The following is a 16,283-nucleotide window of genomic DNA, read 5'->3' as shown; positions in this document are numbered from 1 at the left end:
CTCGACACTGTGAGTATTTATAAGAAAATTTTTCAACAAACAGCCATCTATGGTTTAGCTGCTGTTTTTCCTAAAGTAATTGGTTTCTTTTTAGTTCCGTTTCACACGGATTTGATGAAAAATGACGCTTACGGAGAGTATAGCGTGATCTTTTCCATTATGATGTTGCTGAATGTCATTTTATCTTTCGGAATGGAAACTGCTTTCTTTCGATTTTATAATGCTCGCGACAACAAGCACGAAGTCATCAACAACAGCATGTTGTTTTTAACTGGAACAACCCTTGTATTTGGTGTTCTTGGTTTTGCTTTTGTTGATTTTTGGTCTAATCTGCTTCACATTCCAACTAACATCCTCTACTATGTATTGTGGATTTTAATTTTGGATGCTTTGGTCATTGTGCCTTTTGCGAAACTAAGAGCCGATCAACGCCCGATGTATTACAGTGCAATCCGTATTGGCAATGTTTGTATCTATTCCGTGTTGAATGTATTCTTTTTATATTTCTTACCCTTATTAGCAACGAATAACCCTACTTCTACTTTTGCCTCGATCTACGTAGAAAACTTTCAAGTAGAATATATTTTCATTGCTAATTTAGTAGCTAGTGCAGCGACCTTTTTGGTTTTTACCAAAAACTATCTCCAGCTAAATTTCAAGTTCAACAAAGAACTATTACAACAGATGTTGCGTTACAGTTTTCCAGTGATGGTGGCGGGATTAGCCTTTGCCATTAACGAAAGCTTTGACAAGATTTTACTCCAGCGCTTATTGCCTGCAGACATTGCTTCTGCTGAAGTTGGGAAATATGCGGCTTGTTATAAACTAGGTCTTTTTATGGTCTTGTTTAGACAAGCGTATACCTTGGGGATTGAACCCTTTTTCTTTAATTACGCCAAAAACGACGATGCCCCAACCAAATATGCCACCGTAACCAAATACTTCATCTTAATGGGAAGTTTGATTATGTTGGGGGTAGTGGTATTTGCTGACATTCTAAAAGTTTTATTCATCCGAAATGAAAGTTATTGGGATGCGATGATTGTGGTGCCGCTTATCATTTTAGCGAATTTATGCATGGGGATTTACACTAATCTATCTGTTTGGTATAAACTACGCGACAAAACGAGTATGGGTGCTTATATCTCTATTTTTGGAGCGGTATTAACCCTAATTTTCAACTATGCGTTAATTCCTATTTGGGGATACATGGGATCCGCAATAGCAACACTACTCGCTTATGCTTCGATGATGTTGGTATCTTACGTATTAGGGCAAAAATACTATCCTATTCCGTATGACAAAAAAGCCATTGGTATATACTTAGGATTATCTATTCTCTTGTCCTATATCTATTTTTATCACTTCAGAGAAAACTATCTTGTTGGTTTTGCGGCGCTTCTCCTATTTGGAATCGTTGTTTACAGTCAAGAAAAAAACACATTCAAACGAATGCTTAGAAAATAAAAAAAGCCACGCAATGCGTGGCTTTTTCTATTAATAAGCGTCTTCTATCTTTTTATCTTTATCGTATCGCAAAGTATAAGTCAGACGAAGTTTTTTAACCTCATTTGGTTTCAAATCAATCAACCAAGTTACAAGACCTCGCTCTTTATTCACGGCTCCATTAGATACCTCATTTAATTCTATTTCGAGCGTATCTTCAATACTCAAAGGAAATTGATCCTCAACTTGTAGCGCTATAGCATCATTCTTACCGTTTTTAACCGTAATCTCAAAAGAAAAAGTTTGTTCTTTCTTCGAAGATGTGGTCTTAGCTCCAGCTTTATCAGATACTTGTACACGATCAACCGTTATACCAGGATCCTTACCAATACTTAATCGTAGCTTTTCTTCCGTATTCTCTGTAGATAAATACGTCTGTCCGACATTCATCCCATCGTAAATCACATTGGCTTGTCCAGGCAATAAATTGTGCTTCGTATAATCCGAAATTTCGGTAACTAAATAGGCATTATAATCGAGCTTCGGAGCCGTAAAATATTTATAATCTCCTTGTAAAGCAAAGGTATTCAAATCTACACTGTGACGTTTGCCATTACTTAAAATTGAATAAGGAATCGAAATATCAAAAGTCACGTTTAGTTGACTCTGTGTAATACTTGTATATTCTGCTAGGGTCTGTCTATCTTCATAAGAAACCTCTCTTACATCGTTTACATACATTGGATTTACTGTTACACCTGATGCTCTTCCCTCTACCATTCTACTAACGTCAGGCACCCCATCTACGCGTAAATCTTTTTCCGATATTCTACTAACAGCTCCTGCAGATTTGCGGTTAGATACTGATTGATATCCTGTATTAATCACGATTTCTGGTTCTGGTTCTTTATACTGTACAAACCAAGGTGACCATTTTCTCAATTGATTCGATTGATTGATTTTTCCAGAAGTTAAACTCAACTTAACATTGCGCCAATCAATCCCAGAGGTCTGAACCACTTGGGCTTTATACATCATTTTAATTGGGCTTCCTACTTTATCAATACGCAAGTCATATGCAGGTGTCCATTGTGCTTTATTGGTCAAATAATTTACTTTAAAAGGAATGCTCCCCTCTTTAGCACTCATCACTTGTACAATCAATTTTCCTTGACTTATACGTTCTGAACGATCTCCTCCTACCGTCAATTTTGATTTTAAATCATTCCATTTTGCTTCAATAATAGCTTTTTCTTTTTTCTTTAAGTAGATGCCATTTTGTAATTCTTGACGCTTCTTTCCATAGTATGCAATCCATTTTTCCTTTTCTTTAAAATCATTCTGGGTGGACTGATAGGAACTATTATTATCCATATAGCTAATGGTATTCGAATCCGCATTAATCGAATTGGTAATTTTTTCCAACTGAAATTCTACCGCAGCAATACTATCACGCAAGGGTTTCATCAAAGGTGAGTTGTTCACATTGTCATATTCTTCAATATACGCATTAGAAAACTGCACCGACATCACGGTTACTTCATTGATTGAACCTACTTTAATCGTATTCTCCATCAACTGATCCGAAACATTGGTAATTACCACTTCAGATAATCCTTTAGGTAATGCAATGGTTGCATTTTGAGTTAATTCTGCCCCATCGTAATATACGCGAGCACTTTCTAAATTCGCTTTGGTATAAACGGGTTTTTGCGCCCATACGCCGACAGCACTCAAGGCCATCATTACTACTATTGCTTTTTTCATGCTACTTTTTTTTCAATTTTTATCCAAAGAGATGTTCGACAACATCCTCTATCTTCGTTACTAAAATAACCTTTATTCCCGTTCCTGTGTAGGAAATTTTGTTGTATTTGGATACGAGAATCTCAGAAAAGCCTAATTTCTCCGCTTCTTGAATGCGTTGATCCACGCGATTAATGGGTCTAATTTCCCCTGAAAGGCCTACTTCACCAGCAAAAGTCACCCCTTTTTGAATGGAGATATCTTGATCGGAAGATAAAATTGCCGCTACAACTCCTAAGTCAATGGCAGGATCATCCACGGTAATTCCTCCCGTAATATTTAAAAAGACGTCTTTCTGCCCTAAACGGAATCCTGCTCTTTTCTCTAATACCGCCAAAAGCATATTCAAGCGCTTCAAATTATATCCTGTTGCACTGCGTTGAGGGGTTCCATAGACTGCAGTGCTCACCAGCGATTGCACTTCCACCATCAGCGGACGCATTCCCTCTAAAGTTGCAGCAATAGCGGTTCCTGATAATTCTTCATCTTTATGAGAAATCAATATTTCTGATGGATTAGAAACTTCGCGCAAGCCACTACCTTGCATTTCGTAAATGCCCAATTCTGCGGTAGATCCGAAGCGGTTTTTATTCGCGCGTAAAATACGGTATACGTGATTGCGATCGCCTTCAAATTGTAAAACCGTATCCACCATATGCTCCAACATTTTCGGGCCAGCTATGCTTCCATCCTTAGTGATGTGCCCGATAATTAATACAGGTGTTCCCGTTTCTTTGGCAAATTTCGTCAACTCTGCCGTACATTCTTTAATCTGTGAAACAGTACCAGCGGATGATTCGATATAGTCGGTATGGAGGGTTTGAATAGAGTCAATAATCAATACATCAGGCTGAATTTCTTCAATCTGACGAAAAATATTTTGGGTATTAGTTTCCGTTAGGATATAACAATTTTCATTGTTGGGATTGATGCGCTCTGCACGCATTTTGATTTGCTTCTGACTTTCCTCTCCAGAAACATATAACACTTTAAAGGGCAATCGCAAAGAAATTTGTAGTAATAGCGTACTTTTTCCAATACCAGGTTCACCTCCAAGAAGCACCATGGATCCAGGGACTAATCCTCCCCCTAGCACGCGGTTCAACTCTCCATCCAACGTATTCATTCGGATTTCTTCCGCACTGTCGATTTCTCTTACTTTCAATGGCTTCGCCACGCGTTTAGTTGTTGATGCATTTGCACTAACTGCTTTCCACGCGGTTTTTTCCTCTTTCTGAATCACTTCTTCTACCAAGGTATTCCACTCCTTACACGTCGGACATTGCCCCATCCATTTTGGAGTTTGTGATCCACAACTTTGACAGAAAAAAGCCGTTTTTACTTTTGCCATGCTTGCCTATACTTTTAGTTCTAAACTTCAAATTTACAACTAAAAGCTTAGATATAGACGTCCTGTTTTTAGGTATATACTTGTTTTAGTTAAACTGATAAGTCTAGGATACACTGCTCTCTAATGGACCATATTTCCTTAAGGCTATAAGGAATTTCTGGAGTTTCCACTAACCAATTCTCAATAAACAATTGGTGTTTACCAACTTTAACTTCTGCTATTTCATCAGGTTGAATTTCACACTCCTCCAATAAATCATCTTGAAAATCAGCTGCTGATGAATTTACCCTCGTAAAATCTAAGCGTTCCCCCTTATAACCTAAATACATATGAGCTTCAGGAATATAAGACAAATTATATTGCGTTAATGTTGAAGCAATTAAAGGAGTATTTAGGCTATTCATTTTAAATATTCCCATAATTAATTGAAGTCCGTCAAAATTTTGTTCAATAGCCAACTGTTTGAGCACAGCATGCTTCGTACTACAAGTGCCTTTACCATCATCAAATAAAGAAAGCAAGTCTTCTTTATTTGCATTTCTACCATAAGGAAGATGCTGAATAAAAGCTGCTGCTTCAAAAAATGTAAAAATAGCTCTTGCTAAAAACGCTTGTGAAATAGCACCTTGAGGTTGTATTTCAAAATCAATAACTTCTTTCATATTCTTTATACTTACTGATGATTTTTAATCCAACCTTGAAATTGTTCCACATAGGTTTTTCCAACAGGAATAATGTGCTCACCAATAAATAATCGATTGCGTTCTATGGTGTCAATTTGATCCAAGCGAACCGCATAGGATTTATGCACCCGCATAAAATCCGCAGTTGGCAATTTCTTCTCCAGTTCAGCAAAGGTGTCGAGGATAATAAGGCGTTCGTTCTTTAAATGCAAACACAGATAATCTTTTAATCCTTCGATAAACTGCAATTCTTTCAAGAATATCTTAATCAACTTCCCATCTGTTTTGACAAATAAAAAGTCTGATTCTCCGCTTTCTTTTTGATTCAAAATCACTGGAGGTTGAGATTGGAAATGTGCATTTGCTTTTTGAACACTCTTGTAAAAACGATCAAAGGATATGGGTTTTAACAAATAATCTACTACTTGGTATTCATACCCCTTAATCGCATATTCACTATAAGCAGAAGTAATAATATACTTGGTTCGATCTCCTAGAATATCCATGATTTGTAAACCTGTCAGCTGGGGCATTTGAATATCGATAAACAGCAAATCAATCGATTCTACGGTCAAGATTTGCAGTGCCTCGATAGCAGAAGTTGAGGCTCCCACCAATTCCAATTGGGGAATATTCTTGGTGTATTCCGTCAAAAGGGAGATAGCCAGAGGTTCATCATCTAAAATAAAACAGCGGATGGGATTCATAATTCAATCGTTAGTTTACAAAAATACGTAGATTCTGTTTGTTCAATAACAATCTGATGGCGGTTGGGAAAATACAAAGCCAAACGCTTCTGTATATTCTCAACTCCAATTCCTTTTTGTTGATCTTTTTGATACGTATTTACGGCATTAGTCGATTCAAAGATCAACGTAGTTCCTCGTTGCACAATAGAAAGTACATAAGGTTGATTCACATCCGTTACTTTACCGTGTTTAAAGGCATTTTCAACAAAAGGCAACAACAATAGTGGTGGAATCTGCGTCAAAGGTTGTTCTACATCCTTGTTGAAAACGATGTATTTACTTCCTTGAATGCGCATACACTCCAACTCAATATAGCTTTCAATATAGGCAATTTCGGCTGATAAGTCCACGGTTTGTTCTTGGCTATCATAGGTAACATAACGCATCAGTTGACTCAACTTCTCAATAGCCGGTAGGGCTAAATCCGATTTTTGATAGACTAAATAATAGATGTTATTCATCGTATTAAAAATGAAATGCGGGTTGACTTGCGACTTTAAAAAGTTAATTTCCGCTTCTGTCTTTAAGGCGACAGCCTCTGTTTTTTCTTTTTGTGATTGGACAAATTGAACAATAAACCAAATGGTAATCGAGGGAATTATACTCAGACTAGCAAAATACAAATTGTCAAAAATATAGAAAGACAAAGGCAGCAAAGGATTGTAATTCGTAAATCCATATAATTCATTTAGCAAGTACTCCTCTACAAAATAGCGCAGCCCAATAAAAACAGCAAAAATCAAAAGGACTCCAAAGAGAATTCGACCGAATCTTTTTGATCCAATAAACTTGGGGATGATGTAAAAGTAATTGAGGTAAAACACAACGATACTTAACCCCGAAAACACAAAGGTATAAAATCGAAACACCTTCTTTTCTGCTGCTTCTCCCCAAAACGTCAATTCATATTGCAAATTGTCGTAATTAAAATACATCGAACTGCGGATAATGAAGACCACCCAAAAAAGGAGATGAATAATTATAACTTGCTTCTTTGTCATGATAATAGAATAAATCTCCCCTAAAGGTAGGGGTAAAAGCGATAGCTCAAATTAAAATTCGACCAACGCATTAAAAACATCGACCAACAGTTGGTCGGAAAAACAAAGCCGTTGGTCTAAAATAAAAATAGAACCGCTAGTTCTTCACCATCTTTGTTTCAAACAAAACCAACATGAAATACACCCTATTATTTTTCTTTTTTTCGCTCTTTGCTTCAGCTCAAACCGCGCAATTAACAGGAGCAATTTACGAAGGAGATCAACCGACTGAATTTGCAGAACTACGCTTCGTTCAAACGACAACCCATCAGGATTACACTGCTTATACGCAAGATCAAGGTATGTTTACCCTAAAACTTCCCTTGGGTCATTATCATTTATCTGTTTATCAATTCAACCAAGAAGTATATCAAACAACGTTAGATGTACAACAAGACACACCGTTGGGCAAAATTTTAATTCCCTCAAGTCAACTATTAGATGAAGTTCAAATTGTTGCGGAGCAAAAAGTCATTGAACGCAAAATAGACCGTCTTGTTTTTAACCTTGACCGAACAGTAGTCGGTACAGGTGGAACCGTTTTGGAAGCACTGAAAGCCACACCTAGTGTTCGCGTTTCTCCATCCGGTATTCAAATAGTAGGTAAAAGTCAAGTATTAGTACTTATCGATGATCGTCCCACCTATTTATCTGGAGATGAGTTGATGCGTTACTTAGAAAGTATGAGCAGCTCAGATGTTAAAAGCATTGAAGTGATCACAACTCCCCCTGCTAAATACGAAGCAGAAGGAAATAGTGGGATTTTAAATATTGTGACGAAAAAGAATACTCCAGACGCTTGGAATGCTGTTGTAGGAACTACCTATCAGCGAAGTAAACGCAATACCATGCGCTATAATGGAGGATGGAATTGGAATCAAAACGGATGGAACTTTAAAGCTAATGCTAATTTTGGCGATGCTCGTTTTTCGCGTCAATGGAAAAACGACTTACACTATGCAGATGAAGTTTGGAAAAGTCGCAGTACAACCGAAGGAAGAAATGACTATTACAACCTCAATGCTGCTCTATCCTATCAACTAACCAACAATTGGGAGATGGGCATCAAACTTGCAAAGAACAACTACAATTTTAGAGGACCAACAGCAGGCAAAACGACTCGTTTTGTAGACAAGCAATTGCATTCATTCATCACAGAAGATTCTCGAGAACAATCAAAATCAGACCGCCTCATTCTATCGTATTTCAATGAAATCAAATGGGATACTTTAGGTAAAAAATTGAGTTTAGATCTGGACTATATCAACAGCGATCAGCCGAATTTTCGCGATTTTACTTCTGCAACCTTAAATTCACAAGGATTGCCACTAGCGGACCATTTCCTTCAAGGAGGGAATGACAATCAAAACGACATTGAGAATTATGTAGGTAAACTTGATTTTGAGCTTCCTTTCAAAGGGATTAACCTCAATATGGGAGCAAAAATATCCGCTTCTCATACGAAAAACCAGCTATCCATCTACAATCATTTTACACAAGAAACTCAACAAAATCAATTTGATTACAAAGAAAATAATCAAGCTTTTTATCTCTCTGCCAACAAAACCTGGATGGAGCGATTAACCGCTCAAGTCGGGTTGAGATTAGAAGCAACTCAAACGAGGGGCTATGCTTCTGCTTTGGATCAAACCAACCGAAATAAAGAAGTAAAACTCTTTCCAACCGTATATATCAACTATGTAGCGAATGAAGTACACAGTATTGGGTTCAACTATTCCACGCGCATCAATCGACCTAATTTTGAAAGCTTAAATCCTACACGATCCACCTACAATGAGTACAGTTATCACGAAGGAAATCCCTTTTTAAAACCTGCGTATACCACCAATTTTGAATTGATTTATACCTACAAGAAGTTAGAGTCGAAAATCTTTTACAGCCATTTGAAAGATGGTATTTCTCAAGTTTCTCAAATTGATGCAGAAACGAAGCATTACAACTATATTTGGATGAATTATATCACCATGGATATGATAGGGATAACAGAGAGCTTATATACTAAATTAACTCCTTGGTGGACGAGTTCAAATGAATTTACCTTGACTTATTCTTCTGCCACTCCCGTTTTAGCCAATGAAACTCGTGTTAAAGGGGTCGCTGCTTATTTCTCAACGGCAAATGACTTTACCTTAAACGGTCTTCAGACCTTATTCTTGGGCGTGAATTACGAACACAGTTTCCCTGGTGTATCTGAAAATTTTCACGCTAAAACCTATGCTGATTTAAGCTTGGCATTAAAATATCTTTTAGCCAACAAAAAAGTAGAATTATCCGTACAGGCGAGTAATGTATTAAACAGCACTTATTCGACGTACAAAAAGACAACAGATGCCAAACAGGAATTCAATAACAATTGGGACAATCGCGCCCTTCGTTTTTCGGTGAGTTATAAATTTGGAAACAGCAGTTTAAAGACAAAACAGCGTGCTAGTGCGAATCAAGAAGAGCTCAATCGCATGTAAATTACCTTCTTCTCGTATGATAGATAGGCAATAAAAAGAAAGACAAGGCACCTAAAACAACGACAATAGCCGTTTGTGTGGTCCAGAGAATCCAGCCAAAGGCGGTTCCTGCAACAGTGGAAATATGGTATAACACCAACAATTCAGCTAGTAGTAGAGGAAAAGCTCCAAAACCGCCATTGGTAAAGGATACCGCAAAACTTCCTGCTACAAAGGCCGACATAATCATGGGAAAAGTCAATCCACTTGTTTCTGCTAAAGCTAATGTCCCGAAGTAAAATGTAGCAATATAGCCCAACCAGATAATCAAAGTAAAAAACAAAAACTCCAACTTTGTTGGCATTTTAACAATGCTATTCACCCCTTCTACCAATCCCTTGAGTTTGCGTTTCACAAAGGCGATGGGTTTCCAACTAACATAGACGAATACCAAAATTACAGCAACAAAACTTACAAGAGCCAAAAGGCCAAACCAAGCCAGTTGTTCCACAGGAACGTATTGCAATAAAAAATCTTTGAGTACATCATATTGCAAGACCAAAGCAGTAAAAACGCAAAGTAATAGACAAATCAAATCAACAACGCGTTCCGAAACAATACTTCCAAAACTCTTATCGAAGGGAATTTGCTGATATTTTTGCAACACTAAAGCACGAGAGACTTCACCAGATCGCGGTACCGTAAGATTCATGAGATAACCGATGTTAATTGCCATGAAATTCGTTGCCGTAGAAGCGGGATAGCCCATATAGTTTAAGGCGTATTTCCAACGATATGCACGCGCCCAAAGGCTGATAACAGAGAAGACGGAAGCGATGATGATATAGCTGTAATCAGCTCCTTTAAAATGCATCACCATCTCTTCCATCTGCTCTTGTGTGAACTGAGCGAAAGCGTAATAAACTAAAAAAACTCCCAACGCAAGTGGGAGTAGGATTGATATTAATTTATTAACGGTTTTCTTCAATATGCTGAACTAGGTTAAGCTATTGTTTTCTTCATTCGGAAAAACAATAGAAGGTCTAAATGATTTAGCTTCCTCAAAATCCATTATTCCATACGAAATAATAATAACGATATCCCCTTTGTGCACTTTGCGTGCAGCTGGACCATTTAAGGTAATTTCCCCACTATTACGAGGACCTGGAATCGCATATGTTTCAAAGCGTTCTCCATTGTTAATATTTACAATAGAAACTTTTTCACCTTCAATCATATTGGCTGCTTCCAATAGCGCTTCGTCTATGGTGATACTTCCAATATAATGCAAATCGGCACCTGTTACGGTTACACGATGAATTTTTGATTTTACTACTTCAACTTGCATGTCGCGATAGTTTAGTTAAAAGATAAATTGTCAATTAATCGAACCCCTTCAATATGCGCCACAAGAAAACCTCTGTATTTGTGTCCCGCTTGTTTAGCTGTAGCCACCTTTAGCGTTTCCTCGTCGGCAATTGTAAAGTATTCGAGGTCAAAGGTAGAATTATTTTTAAATTGAGACTCAACAAATTGATTAACTTTTTCAATCGATTCCGTTTTAAACAATTCCTGTGCTTGTTTCAACACTTGATACAAGAAGGTTGACTGTTGCAAGCCTTGGCTTGAAATTCGCTCATTTCTCGAGCTCATTGCTAATCCATCAGCTGCTCTAAAAATCGGAACCCCGACAATTGTAACGGCTAAATGTTCTTTTTCGACCAATTTTCGAATAATTTGAAGTTGTTGAAAATCCTTTTCTCCAAAATAGGCTTTAGTGGGTTGAACCAATTCAAAAAGCTTTTTGACAATTGTTCCTACACCATCAAAATGTCCTGGACGTTGCGCCCCCTCCATTTCGAATTCCAGTCCGTCGTAATCGAACTGTTTAGCGACCGTTTCTCCGGCGTAAATTTCGTCTACAGAAGGTGAAAAAACGACAATTTGATCTGATAATGAGCGGATAATATCCAAATCTCGCTCTAGTGTACGAGGATATTTAGCCAAATCTTCTGCATTATTGAACTGCGTAGGATTGACAAAAATACTCACGACCGTACAGCCATTTTCTTGTAGGGATTGCTCCATTAAAGAAAGGTGTCCACGGTGTATAGCCCCCATTGTAGGCACTAAACCAATGGATTGGTTGTCCTTGTGAAAAGTCTCTAAATAAGCTTGTAATTCGACTTTTGTATGAAAAAGAAACATCTGCTTCGCGTTTTAAATAATGGCAAAATTAGTTAATTCGAGAAATAACTCCATAAAATTTCGTAAATTTGCACAGTTTTATTTATTTCAACAGAAACTATTTTTGAAGATGAAAGATAAGAGGATATTGTACGTATCATCTGAAGTGGTACCTTATTTAGCAGAAAATGAAGTTTCATTAATGTCTTATGATGCGCCTAAAATGATTAATGAACAGGGAGGGCAGATAAGAATTTTTATGCCGAAATACGGTAGCATCAATGAAAGAAGACATCAATTACATGAAGTAATCCGCCTATCGGGGATGAACTTGGTCGTGAATGATATGGATATGCCTTTGATTATCAAAGTGGCTTCTATCCCCAAAGAGCGTATTCAAGTATACTTCATTGATAATGATGAATACTTTAAAAGAAAATCAACATTTTCAGATGAAGATGGCGTTCTTTACCCAGACAATGACGAAAGAGCTATTTTCTTTACCAAAGGGGTAATTGAAACCATTAAGAAATTAAATTGGGTTCCAGATATTATTCACGTACAAGGTTGGATGGCCTCGCTATTGCCAACTTATTTGAAAAATTACTATAAGGATGAAGCTATTTTTGCAGACACAAAAATAGTTACATCTATCTTTGACGAAGGCTTTGAAGGTACTTTAAGTACATCTATGCATACAAAAGTTGCTTTTGACAACTTACCAAAAGAGGATGTTGCTGATTTTGAAAAAGCAACCTATCAAAATATAATGGTTAATGCAGTTAAGAATTCTGACGGAGTGATTCTAGCATCTGAGAACATCCCATCAGATTTAACAAAATATATAGAATCTTCTAATAAACCTTTCTTACCTTACGCTACTAAAGAAGCATTTGCAGAGGCTTATACTACTTTTTATAACCAATTTTTATAATACTAACGCATATATCGAATTAGTAGATGAATTATAAAAACATCGTAAAGACATTCGTAATCCTAGCAGCTATGGCTAGCTTACAATCATGTGACAAAGATTTCAGTGAAGTTGGAGGAGATATCATTGGAGATAACAATTTAAATATTGACACCTATCAAGTTCAAAACATAACTGCTTATACGCAACCTTATGGAGCATTAAGCACTAAAAATTTACCTAATGTCCCTTTTGGATCCATTGACAATGGTGAATTTGGCAGAACCAACAGCAGTTTTGTAACTCAGGTACTGTCTGCATCGACTTCTTTTGATTTAATGAAAAGCAATGCTGTCATTGACTCTGTTTATGTTTATATTCCCTACTATTCTCAATATGACAAAGTAGAAGATGAAGTTACCTATTACAAATTACAAAACGTAACAGGAGACGGAAGTTTTAAGCTAGAGGTGTATGAAAATGGGTATTATCTCAACAATGTGAACCCTGGAACAGGAAAAGACATCTCGTATTTTTCGGATTCAGCCGCACAATTTGAGCAATACAAAAAAGAGACTCTTCTCAATGACTCAAATGATATTAAGCAAAATAGCGACTTCTCTTTTACAAAGAAGAATATCATTATTTACAAAAGAGATGACAAAGGGAATATTATTTACGACGAAAAAACAAATAAACCTACTGAACAAGAAAGACTAGCTCCTGGAGTATGGTTAGACTTAAACAAGGACTATTTCAAAAAATTCGTTACAAACAAAGATTTATTTAAAGATCAATCTCAATTCAAAAACTTCTTCCGAGGTTTATATTTCAAAGCCACAGGAAATGGTTCAACAGGTACGTTGGGCTTATTGAATATTGCGCAAGGTAAAATGGTGATTAAGTACCACCAAGAGATTGAAGAAACCAATAGTGAAGGTGAAAAAATAAAGAAAACACAACGCGTAAGTCTTACACTACCCTTTACAAAAGATGCAATAGCTGACAGCGGAAGTTCTTTTGACTCCCACATCAATGTGAGTTTAACTACAACCGAAGGCAATTCACGCAATCAACAAGGAGACAAAGTAAATGGCGACCCTTTGTTATACATTAAAGGAAGCGAAGGAAACGTCGCTGTAATTGACTTATTTAGTGCAAATAACTTTGAAGAGCTACAAGCACTAAAAGACAAAGAATACTTGATTAACGATGCAATTCTTACGGTTCATGTAGATCAAACTAGCATGAACAAAAATCAAATTCCACAGCGTTTGTATCTATATAATTACGACAATGGAACTCCTGTATCAGACTTCTTAAACGACAACTCTGCTAATGCTGATTATACGAAATTAGTATATGGCGGAATTCACCAAGAAGCCAATGAAGAAAATAACATCAAAGGAAACTTCTACAAATTTAGAATCACGGAATATATTCGTGCTTTACTAAGAAACAAAGAACTTAAAAGTCCGAAATTGGCTATTGCAGCAACTTTTAACTACAATGATGTTCTATTAAACACCGTAACAAAAGGAATAAACAGCAAACTAAAAACAGAAATACCAAACACACCTGAAAACGTAACTTACGTGCCGACTTTATCGGCAATGTACCCAATGGGTACTGTAGTTTACGGAACGAATACTAGCTCAGACAAAAAAATGACACTGCAAATATTTTATACTAAAACTAAAAACTAATTATTTATGTGTGGAATCGTTGGATACATAGGTCATAGAGATGCATATCCGGTAATCATCAAAGGATTAACTAGACTAGAATATCGTGGATATGATAGTGCTGGGTTAGCGGTTTTTGATGGAGAAACGATTAATCTTTGCAAAACAAAAGGGAAAGTTGCTGATTTAGAAGAGAAAGCTACTGATGCAATAAAAAAAGGAACAATAGGGATTGGACATACACGTTGGGCTACACATGGTGTACCAAATGATGTTAACTCACATCCTCATTTTTCAAATTCAGGTGAATTAGTCATTATCCACAATGGAATCATTGAAAATTACGATTCATTAAAACAAGAGTTAATTAAACGCGGGTATACTTTTCAATCAGAGACAGATACGGAAGTATTAATTAACTTGATCGAAGACGTTCAAAAAACACAAAAGGTAAAATTAGGAAAAGCCGTTCAAATTGCCCTTAACCAAGTAGTTGGAGCTTATGCGATTGCCGTTATGGACATCAAAAAACCCAATGAAATAGTAGCTGCACGTTTAGGTAGTCCTTTAGCAATCGGAATTGGTGAAAATGAGTATTTTATTACCTCTGATGCTTCCCCTTTTATAGAATACACCAATAATGCCATTTATTTAGAAGATGAAGAAATGGCAATTATTCGCTTACACAAGCCTTTAAATATCCGAAAAATCAAAGACGATTCTTTGGTTAATCACTATGCTCAAGAATTACAATTAAACTTAGAGCAAATTGAGAAAAATGGATACGATCACTTTATGTTGAAAGAGATTTACGAACAACCAGACGTAATACGCGATACATTTAGAGGGCGCTTACTTGCAGATCAAGGCTTGGTTAAAATGGCAGGTATTGAAGACAACCTTGATAAATTCCTCAACGCGAAACGCATTGTTATCGTTGCTTGTGGAACATCTTGGCATGCTGCTTTAGTAGCAGAATACATTATTGAGGAATTTGCAAGAATTCCAGTTGAAGTAGAATACGCTTCTGAGTTTAGATACAGAAACCCAATCATCAACAATGATGACGTGATTATTGCTATTTCACAATCTGGAGAAACAGCAGACACTTTAGCAGCAATTAAATTAGCTAAAACAAAAGGTGCTTTTGTATTTGGTGTTTGTAACGTAGTAGGATCTTCTATTTCTAGAGAAACACATGCTGGCGCTTACACCCATGCAGGTCCTGAAATCGGAGTTGCTTCTACAAAAGCTTTTACCACGCAAATTACAGTACTTACATTAATTGCCCTGCGTTTGGCTAAATCCAAAGGTTCTTTATCTAATTCAGAGTATTTAAAATACTTACACGAATTGGAATTAATCCCAGAACGCGTAAAAGAAGCCTTAGTGCAAAACGAAGAAGTATTAAAGATTGCAGAAGTATACAAAGACGCTACAAACTGTTTATACTTAGGACGAGGATACAACTATCCCGTTGCTTTAGAAGGTGCTTTAAAACTAAAAGAAATATCGTACATCCACGCGGAAGGTTATCCAGCTGCGGAGATGAAACACGGTCCGATTGCATTAATCGACGAACACATGCCTGTTATTGTCATTGCACCCGATCAAATGCACTACGACAAAGTAGTAAGTAACATCCAAGAGATCAAAGCGCGAAGCGGAAAAATCATTGCTGTTGTTACAAAAGGAGACAAACAAGTAAGAGAATTAGCGGATCACGTGATTGAAGTGCCTGGCATTTCTGAGGCGTTAACTCCAATTTTAACTACAATTCCCTTGCAATTATTGTCTTATCACATAGCAGTTTTAAGAGATTGCAACGTAGACCAACCTCGTAATTTAGCGAAGTCGGTAACGGTTGAATAACAATAAAATGCGAACCCATTTCGGGCTCGCATTTTTTTATATATAAATAAATTTTTAATCATTTTCATATTAAGAGAAAAAAACTATCT

General features: G+C 36.8%; 13 protein-coding genes. 5 read left to right on the top strand and 8 right to left on the bottom strand.

All coding sequences use genetic code 11. From position 1 onward, the window contains the following. Nucleotides 1-9 precede the first annotated feature (9 nt). Nucleotides 10-1,467: an oligosaccharide flippase family protein gene (locus HX004_RS01930; protein WP_286440636.1), complete on the top strand. Its 1,458-nt coding sequence runs from the start codon at nucleotides 10-12 to the stop codon at nucleotides 1,465-1,467. Between the two features lie 30 nt (nucleotides 1,468-1,497). Here HX004_RS01930 and HX004_RS01925 read toward each other — a convergent pair whose 3' ends face one another. The 5 genes from HX004_RS01925 to HX004_RS01905 form a co-directional block, all read right to left on the bottom strand. Continuing rightward, nucleotides 1,498-3,213 carry a DUF4139 domain-containing protein gene (locus HX004_RS01925; RefSeq protein WP_286440635.1) on the bottom strand — a complete coding sequence of 572 codons (1,716 nt, stop codon included), beginning with the start codon at nucleotides 3,211-3,213 and terminating at the stop codon, nucleotides 1,498-1,500. A gap of 19 nt (nucleotides 3,214-3,232) precedes the next feature. Next, on the bottom strand, nucleotides 3,233-4,603 hold the full coding sequence (gene radA / locus HX004_RS01920; RefSeq protein ID WP_286440634.1) for a DNA repair protein RadA: 1,371 nt from the start codon (nucleotides 4,601-4,603) through the stop codon (nucleotides 3,233-3,235). Between the two features lie 89 nt (nucleotides 4,604-4,692). Then, nucleotides 4,693-5,265 carry a hypothetical protein gene (locus tag HX004_RS01915; RefSeq protein WP_286440633.1) on the bottom strand — a complete coding sequence of 191 codons (573 nt, stop codon included), beginning with the start codon at nucleotides 5,263-5,265 and terminating at the stop codon, nucleotides 4,693-4,695. A gap of 11 nt (nucleotides 5,266-5,276) precedes the next feature. Next, complete coding sequence (locus tag HX004_RS01910) at nucleotides 5,277-5,993, bottom strand: LytR/AlgR family response regulator transcription factor (RefSeq protein ID WP_286440632.1); 717 nt, start codon at nucleotides 5,991-5,993, stop codon at nucleotides 5,277-5,279. Then, nucleotides 5,990-7,036, bottom strand: coding sequence for a sensor histidine kinase (locus HX004_RS01905; protein ID WP_286440631.1), 1,047 nt, complete (start codon nucleotides 7,034-7,036; stop codon nucleotides 5,990-5,992). The genes HX004_RS01910 and HX004_RS01905 overlap by 4 nt, the downstream gene beginning before the upstream one ends. A 173-nt stretch (nucleotides 7,037-7,209) precedes the next feature. Between HX004_RS01905 and HX004_RS01900 the strand changes: the two genes are divergently transcribed. After that, the gene (locus HX004_RS01900; RefSeq protein WP_286440630.1) at nucleotides 7,210-9,558 is read left to right on the top strand and encodes a TonB-dependent receptor domain-containing protein; all 2,349 of its coding nucleotides are present in this window, start codon (nucleotides 7,210-7,212) and stop codon (nucleotides 9,556-9,558) included. 1 nt (nucleotide 9,559) lies between these two features. Here the strand turns inward: HX004_RS01900 and HX004_RS01895 are convergent, their stop codons facing one another. Genes HX004_RS01895 through panC form a run of 3 tightly spaced genes read right to left on the bottom strand, consistent with a single transcriptional unit; the run spans nucleotide 9,560 to nucleotide 11,745 of the window. Further along, a complete protein-coding gene (locus HX004_RS01895) occupies nucleotides 9,560-10,525 on the bottom strand; it encodes a lysylphosphatidylglycerol synthase transmembrane domain-containing protein (protein WP_286440629.1) in 966 nt (321 codons plus the stop codon). Between the two features lie 9 nt (nucleotides 10,526-10,534). Beyond that, the gene (gene panD / locus HX004_RS01890) at nucleotides 10,535-10,885 is read right to left on the bottom strand and encodes an aspartate 1-decarboxylase (protein ID WP_286440628.1); all 351 of its coding nucleotides are present in this window, start codon (nucleotides 10,883-10,885) and stop codon (nucleotides 10,535-10,537) included. 11 nt (nucleotides 10,886-10,896) lie between these two features. Then, on the bottom strand, nucleotides 10,897-11,745 hold the full coding sequence (gene panC, locus HX004_RS01885; protein ID WP_286440627.1) for a pantoate--beta-alanine ligase: 849 nt from the start codon (nucleotides 11,743-11,745) through the stop codon (nucleotides 10,897-10,899). A 109-nt stretch (nucleotides 11,746-11,854) separates the two neighbouring features. Between panC and HX004_RS01880 the strand changes: the two genes are divergently transcribed. From HX004_RS01880 to glmS, 3 genes are read left to right on the top strand one after another with little or no spacing between them, the layout of a single operon-like run. Beyond that, nucleotides 11,855-12,658, top strand: coding sequence for a glycogen/starch synthase (locus HX004_RS01880; RefSeq protein WP_286440814.1), 804 nt, complete (start codon nucleotides 11,855-11,857; stop codon nucleotides 12,656-12,658). A 26-nt stretch (nucleotides 12,659-12,684) separates the two neighbouring features. After that, a complete protein-coding gene (gene bamH / locus HX004_RS01875; protein ID WP_286440626.1) occupies nucleotides 12,685-14,343 on the top strand; it encodes a BamH family beta-barrel-assembly machinery protein in 1,659 nt (552 codons plus the stop codon). 6 nt (nucleotides 14,344-14,349) lie between these two features. Beyond that, the gene (glmS, locus tag HX004_RS01870; protein WP_286440625.1) at nucleotides 14,350-16,194 is read left to right on the top strand and encodes a glutamine--fructose-6-phosphate transaminase (isomerizing); all 1,845 of its coding nucleotides are present in this window, start codon (nucleotides 14,350-14,352) and stop codon (nucleotides 16,192-16,194) included. Nucleotides 16,195-16,283 lie beyond the last annotated feature (89 nt).

Source organism: Myroides sp. 1354, assembly GCF_030324495.1.
GTDB lineage: Bacteria > Bacteroidota > Bacteroidia > Flavobacteriales > Flavobacteriaceae > Flavobacterium.
Note: the sequence above shows the minus strand (reverse complement) of the source record. Positions and strands in the feature narration are given on the sequence as shown.

What these genes read in the sequence shown, in the direction of transcription:
- HX004_RS01925 (WP_286440635.1), bottom strand. Translation starts at nt 3,213, where the DNA reads ATGAAAAAAGCAATAGTAGTAATGATGGCCTTGAGTGCTGTCGGCGTA.
- radA (WP_286440634.1), bottom strand. Translation starts at nt 4,603, where the DNA reads ATGGCAAAAGTAAAAACGGCTTTTTTCTGTCAAAGTTGTGGATCACAA.
- HX004_RS01915 (WP_286440633.1), bottom strand. Translation starts at nt 5,265, where the DNA reads ATGAAAGAAGTTATTGATTTTGAAATACAACCTCAAGGTGCTATTTCA.
- HX004_RS01910 (WP_286440632.1), bottom strand. Translation starts at nt 5,993, where the DNA reads ATGAATCCCATCCGCTGTTTTATTTTAGATGATGAACCTCTGGCTATC.
- HX004_RS01905 (WP_286440631.1), bottom strand. Translation starts at nt 7,036, where the DNA reads ATGACAAAGAAGCAAGTTATAATTATTCATCTCCTTTTTTGGGTGGTC.
- HX004_RS01900 (WP_286440630.1), top strand. Translation starts at nt 7,210, where the DNA reads ATGAAATACACCCTATTATTTTTCTTTTTTTCGCTCTTTGCTTCAGCT.
- panD (WP_286440628.1), bottom strand. Translation starts at nt 10,885, where the DNA reads ATGCAAGTTGAAGTAGTAAAATCAAAAATTCATCGTGTAACCGTAACA.
- panC (WP_286440627.1), bottom strand. Translation starts at nt 11,745, where the DNA reads ATGTTTCTTTTTCATACAAAAGTCGAATTACAAGCTTATTTAGAGACT.
- HX004_RS01880 (WP_286440814.1), top strand. Translation starts at nt 11,855, where the DNA reads ATGAAAGATAAGAGGATATTGTACGTATCATCTGAAGTGGTACCTTAT.
- bamH (WP_286440626.1), top strand. Translation starts at nt 12,685, where the DNA reads ATGAATTATAAAAACATCGTAAAGACATTCGTAATCCTAGCAGCTATG.
- glmS (WP_286440625.1), top strand. Translation starts at nt 14,350, where the DNA reads ATGTGTGGAATCGTTGGATACATAGGTCATAGAGATGCATATCCGGTA.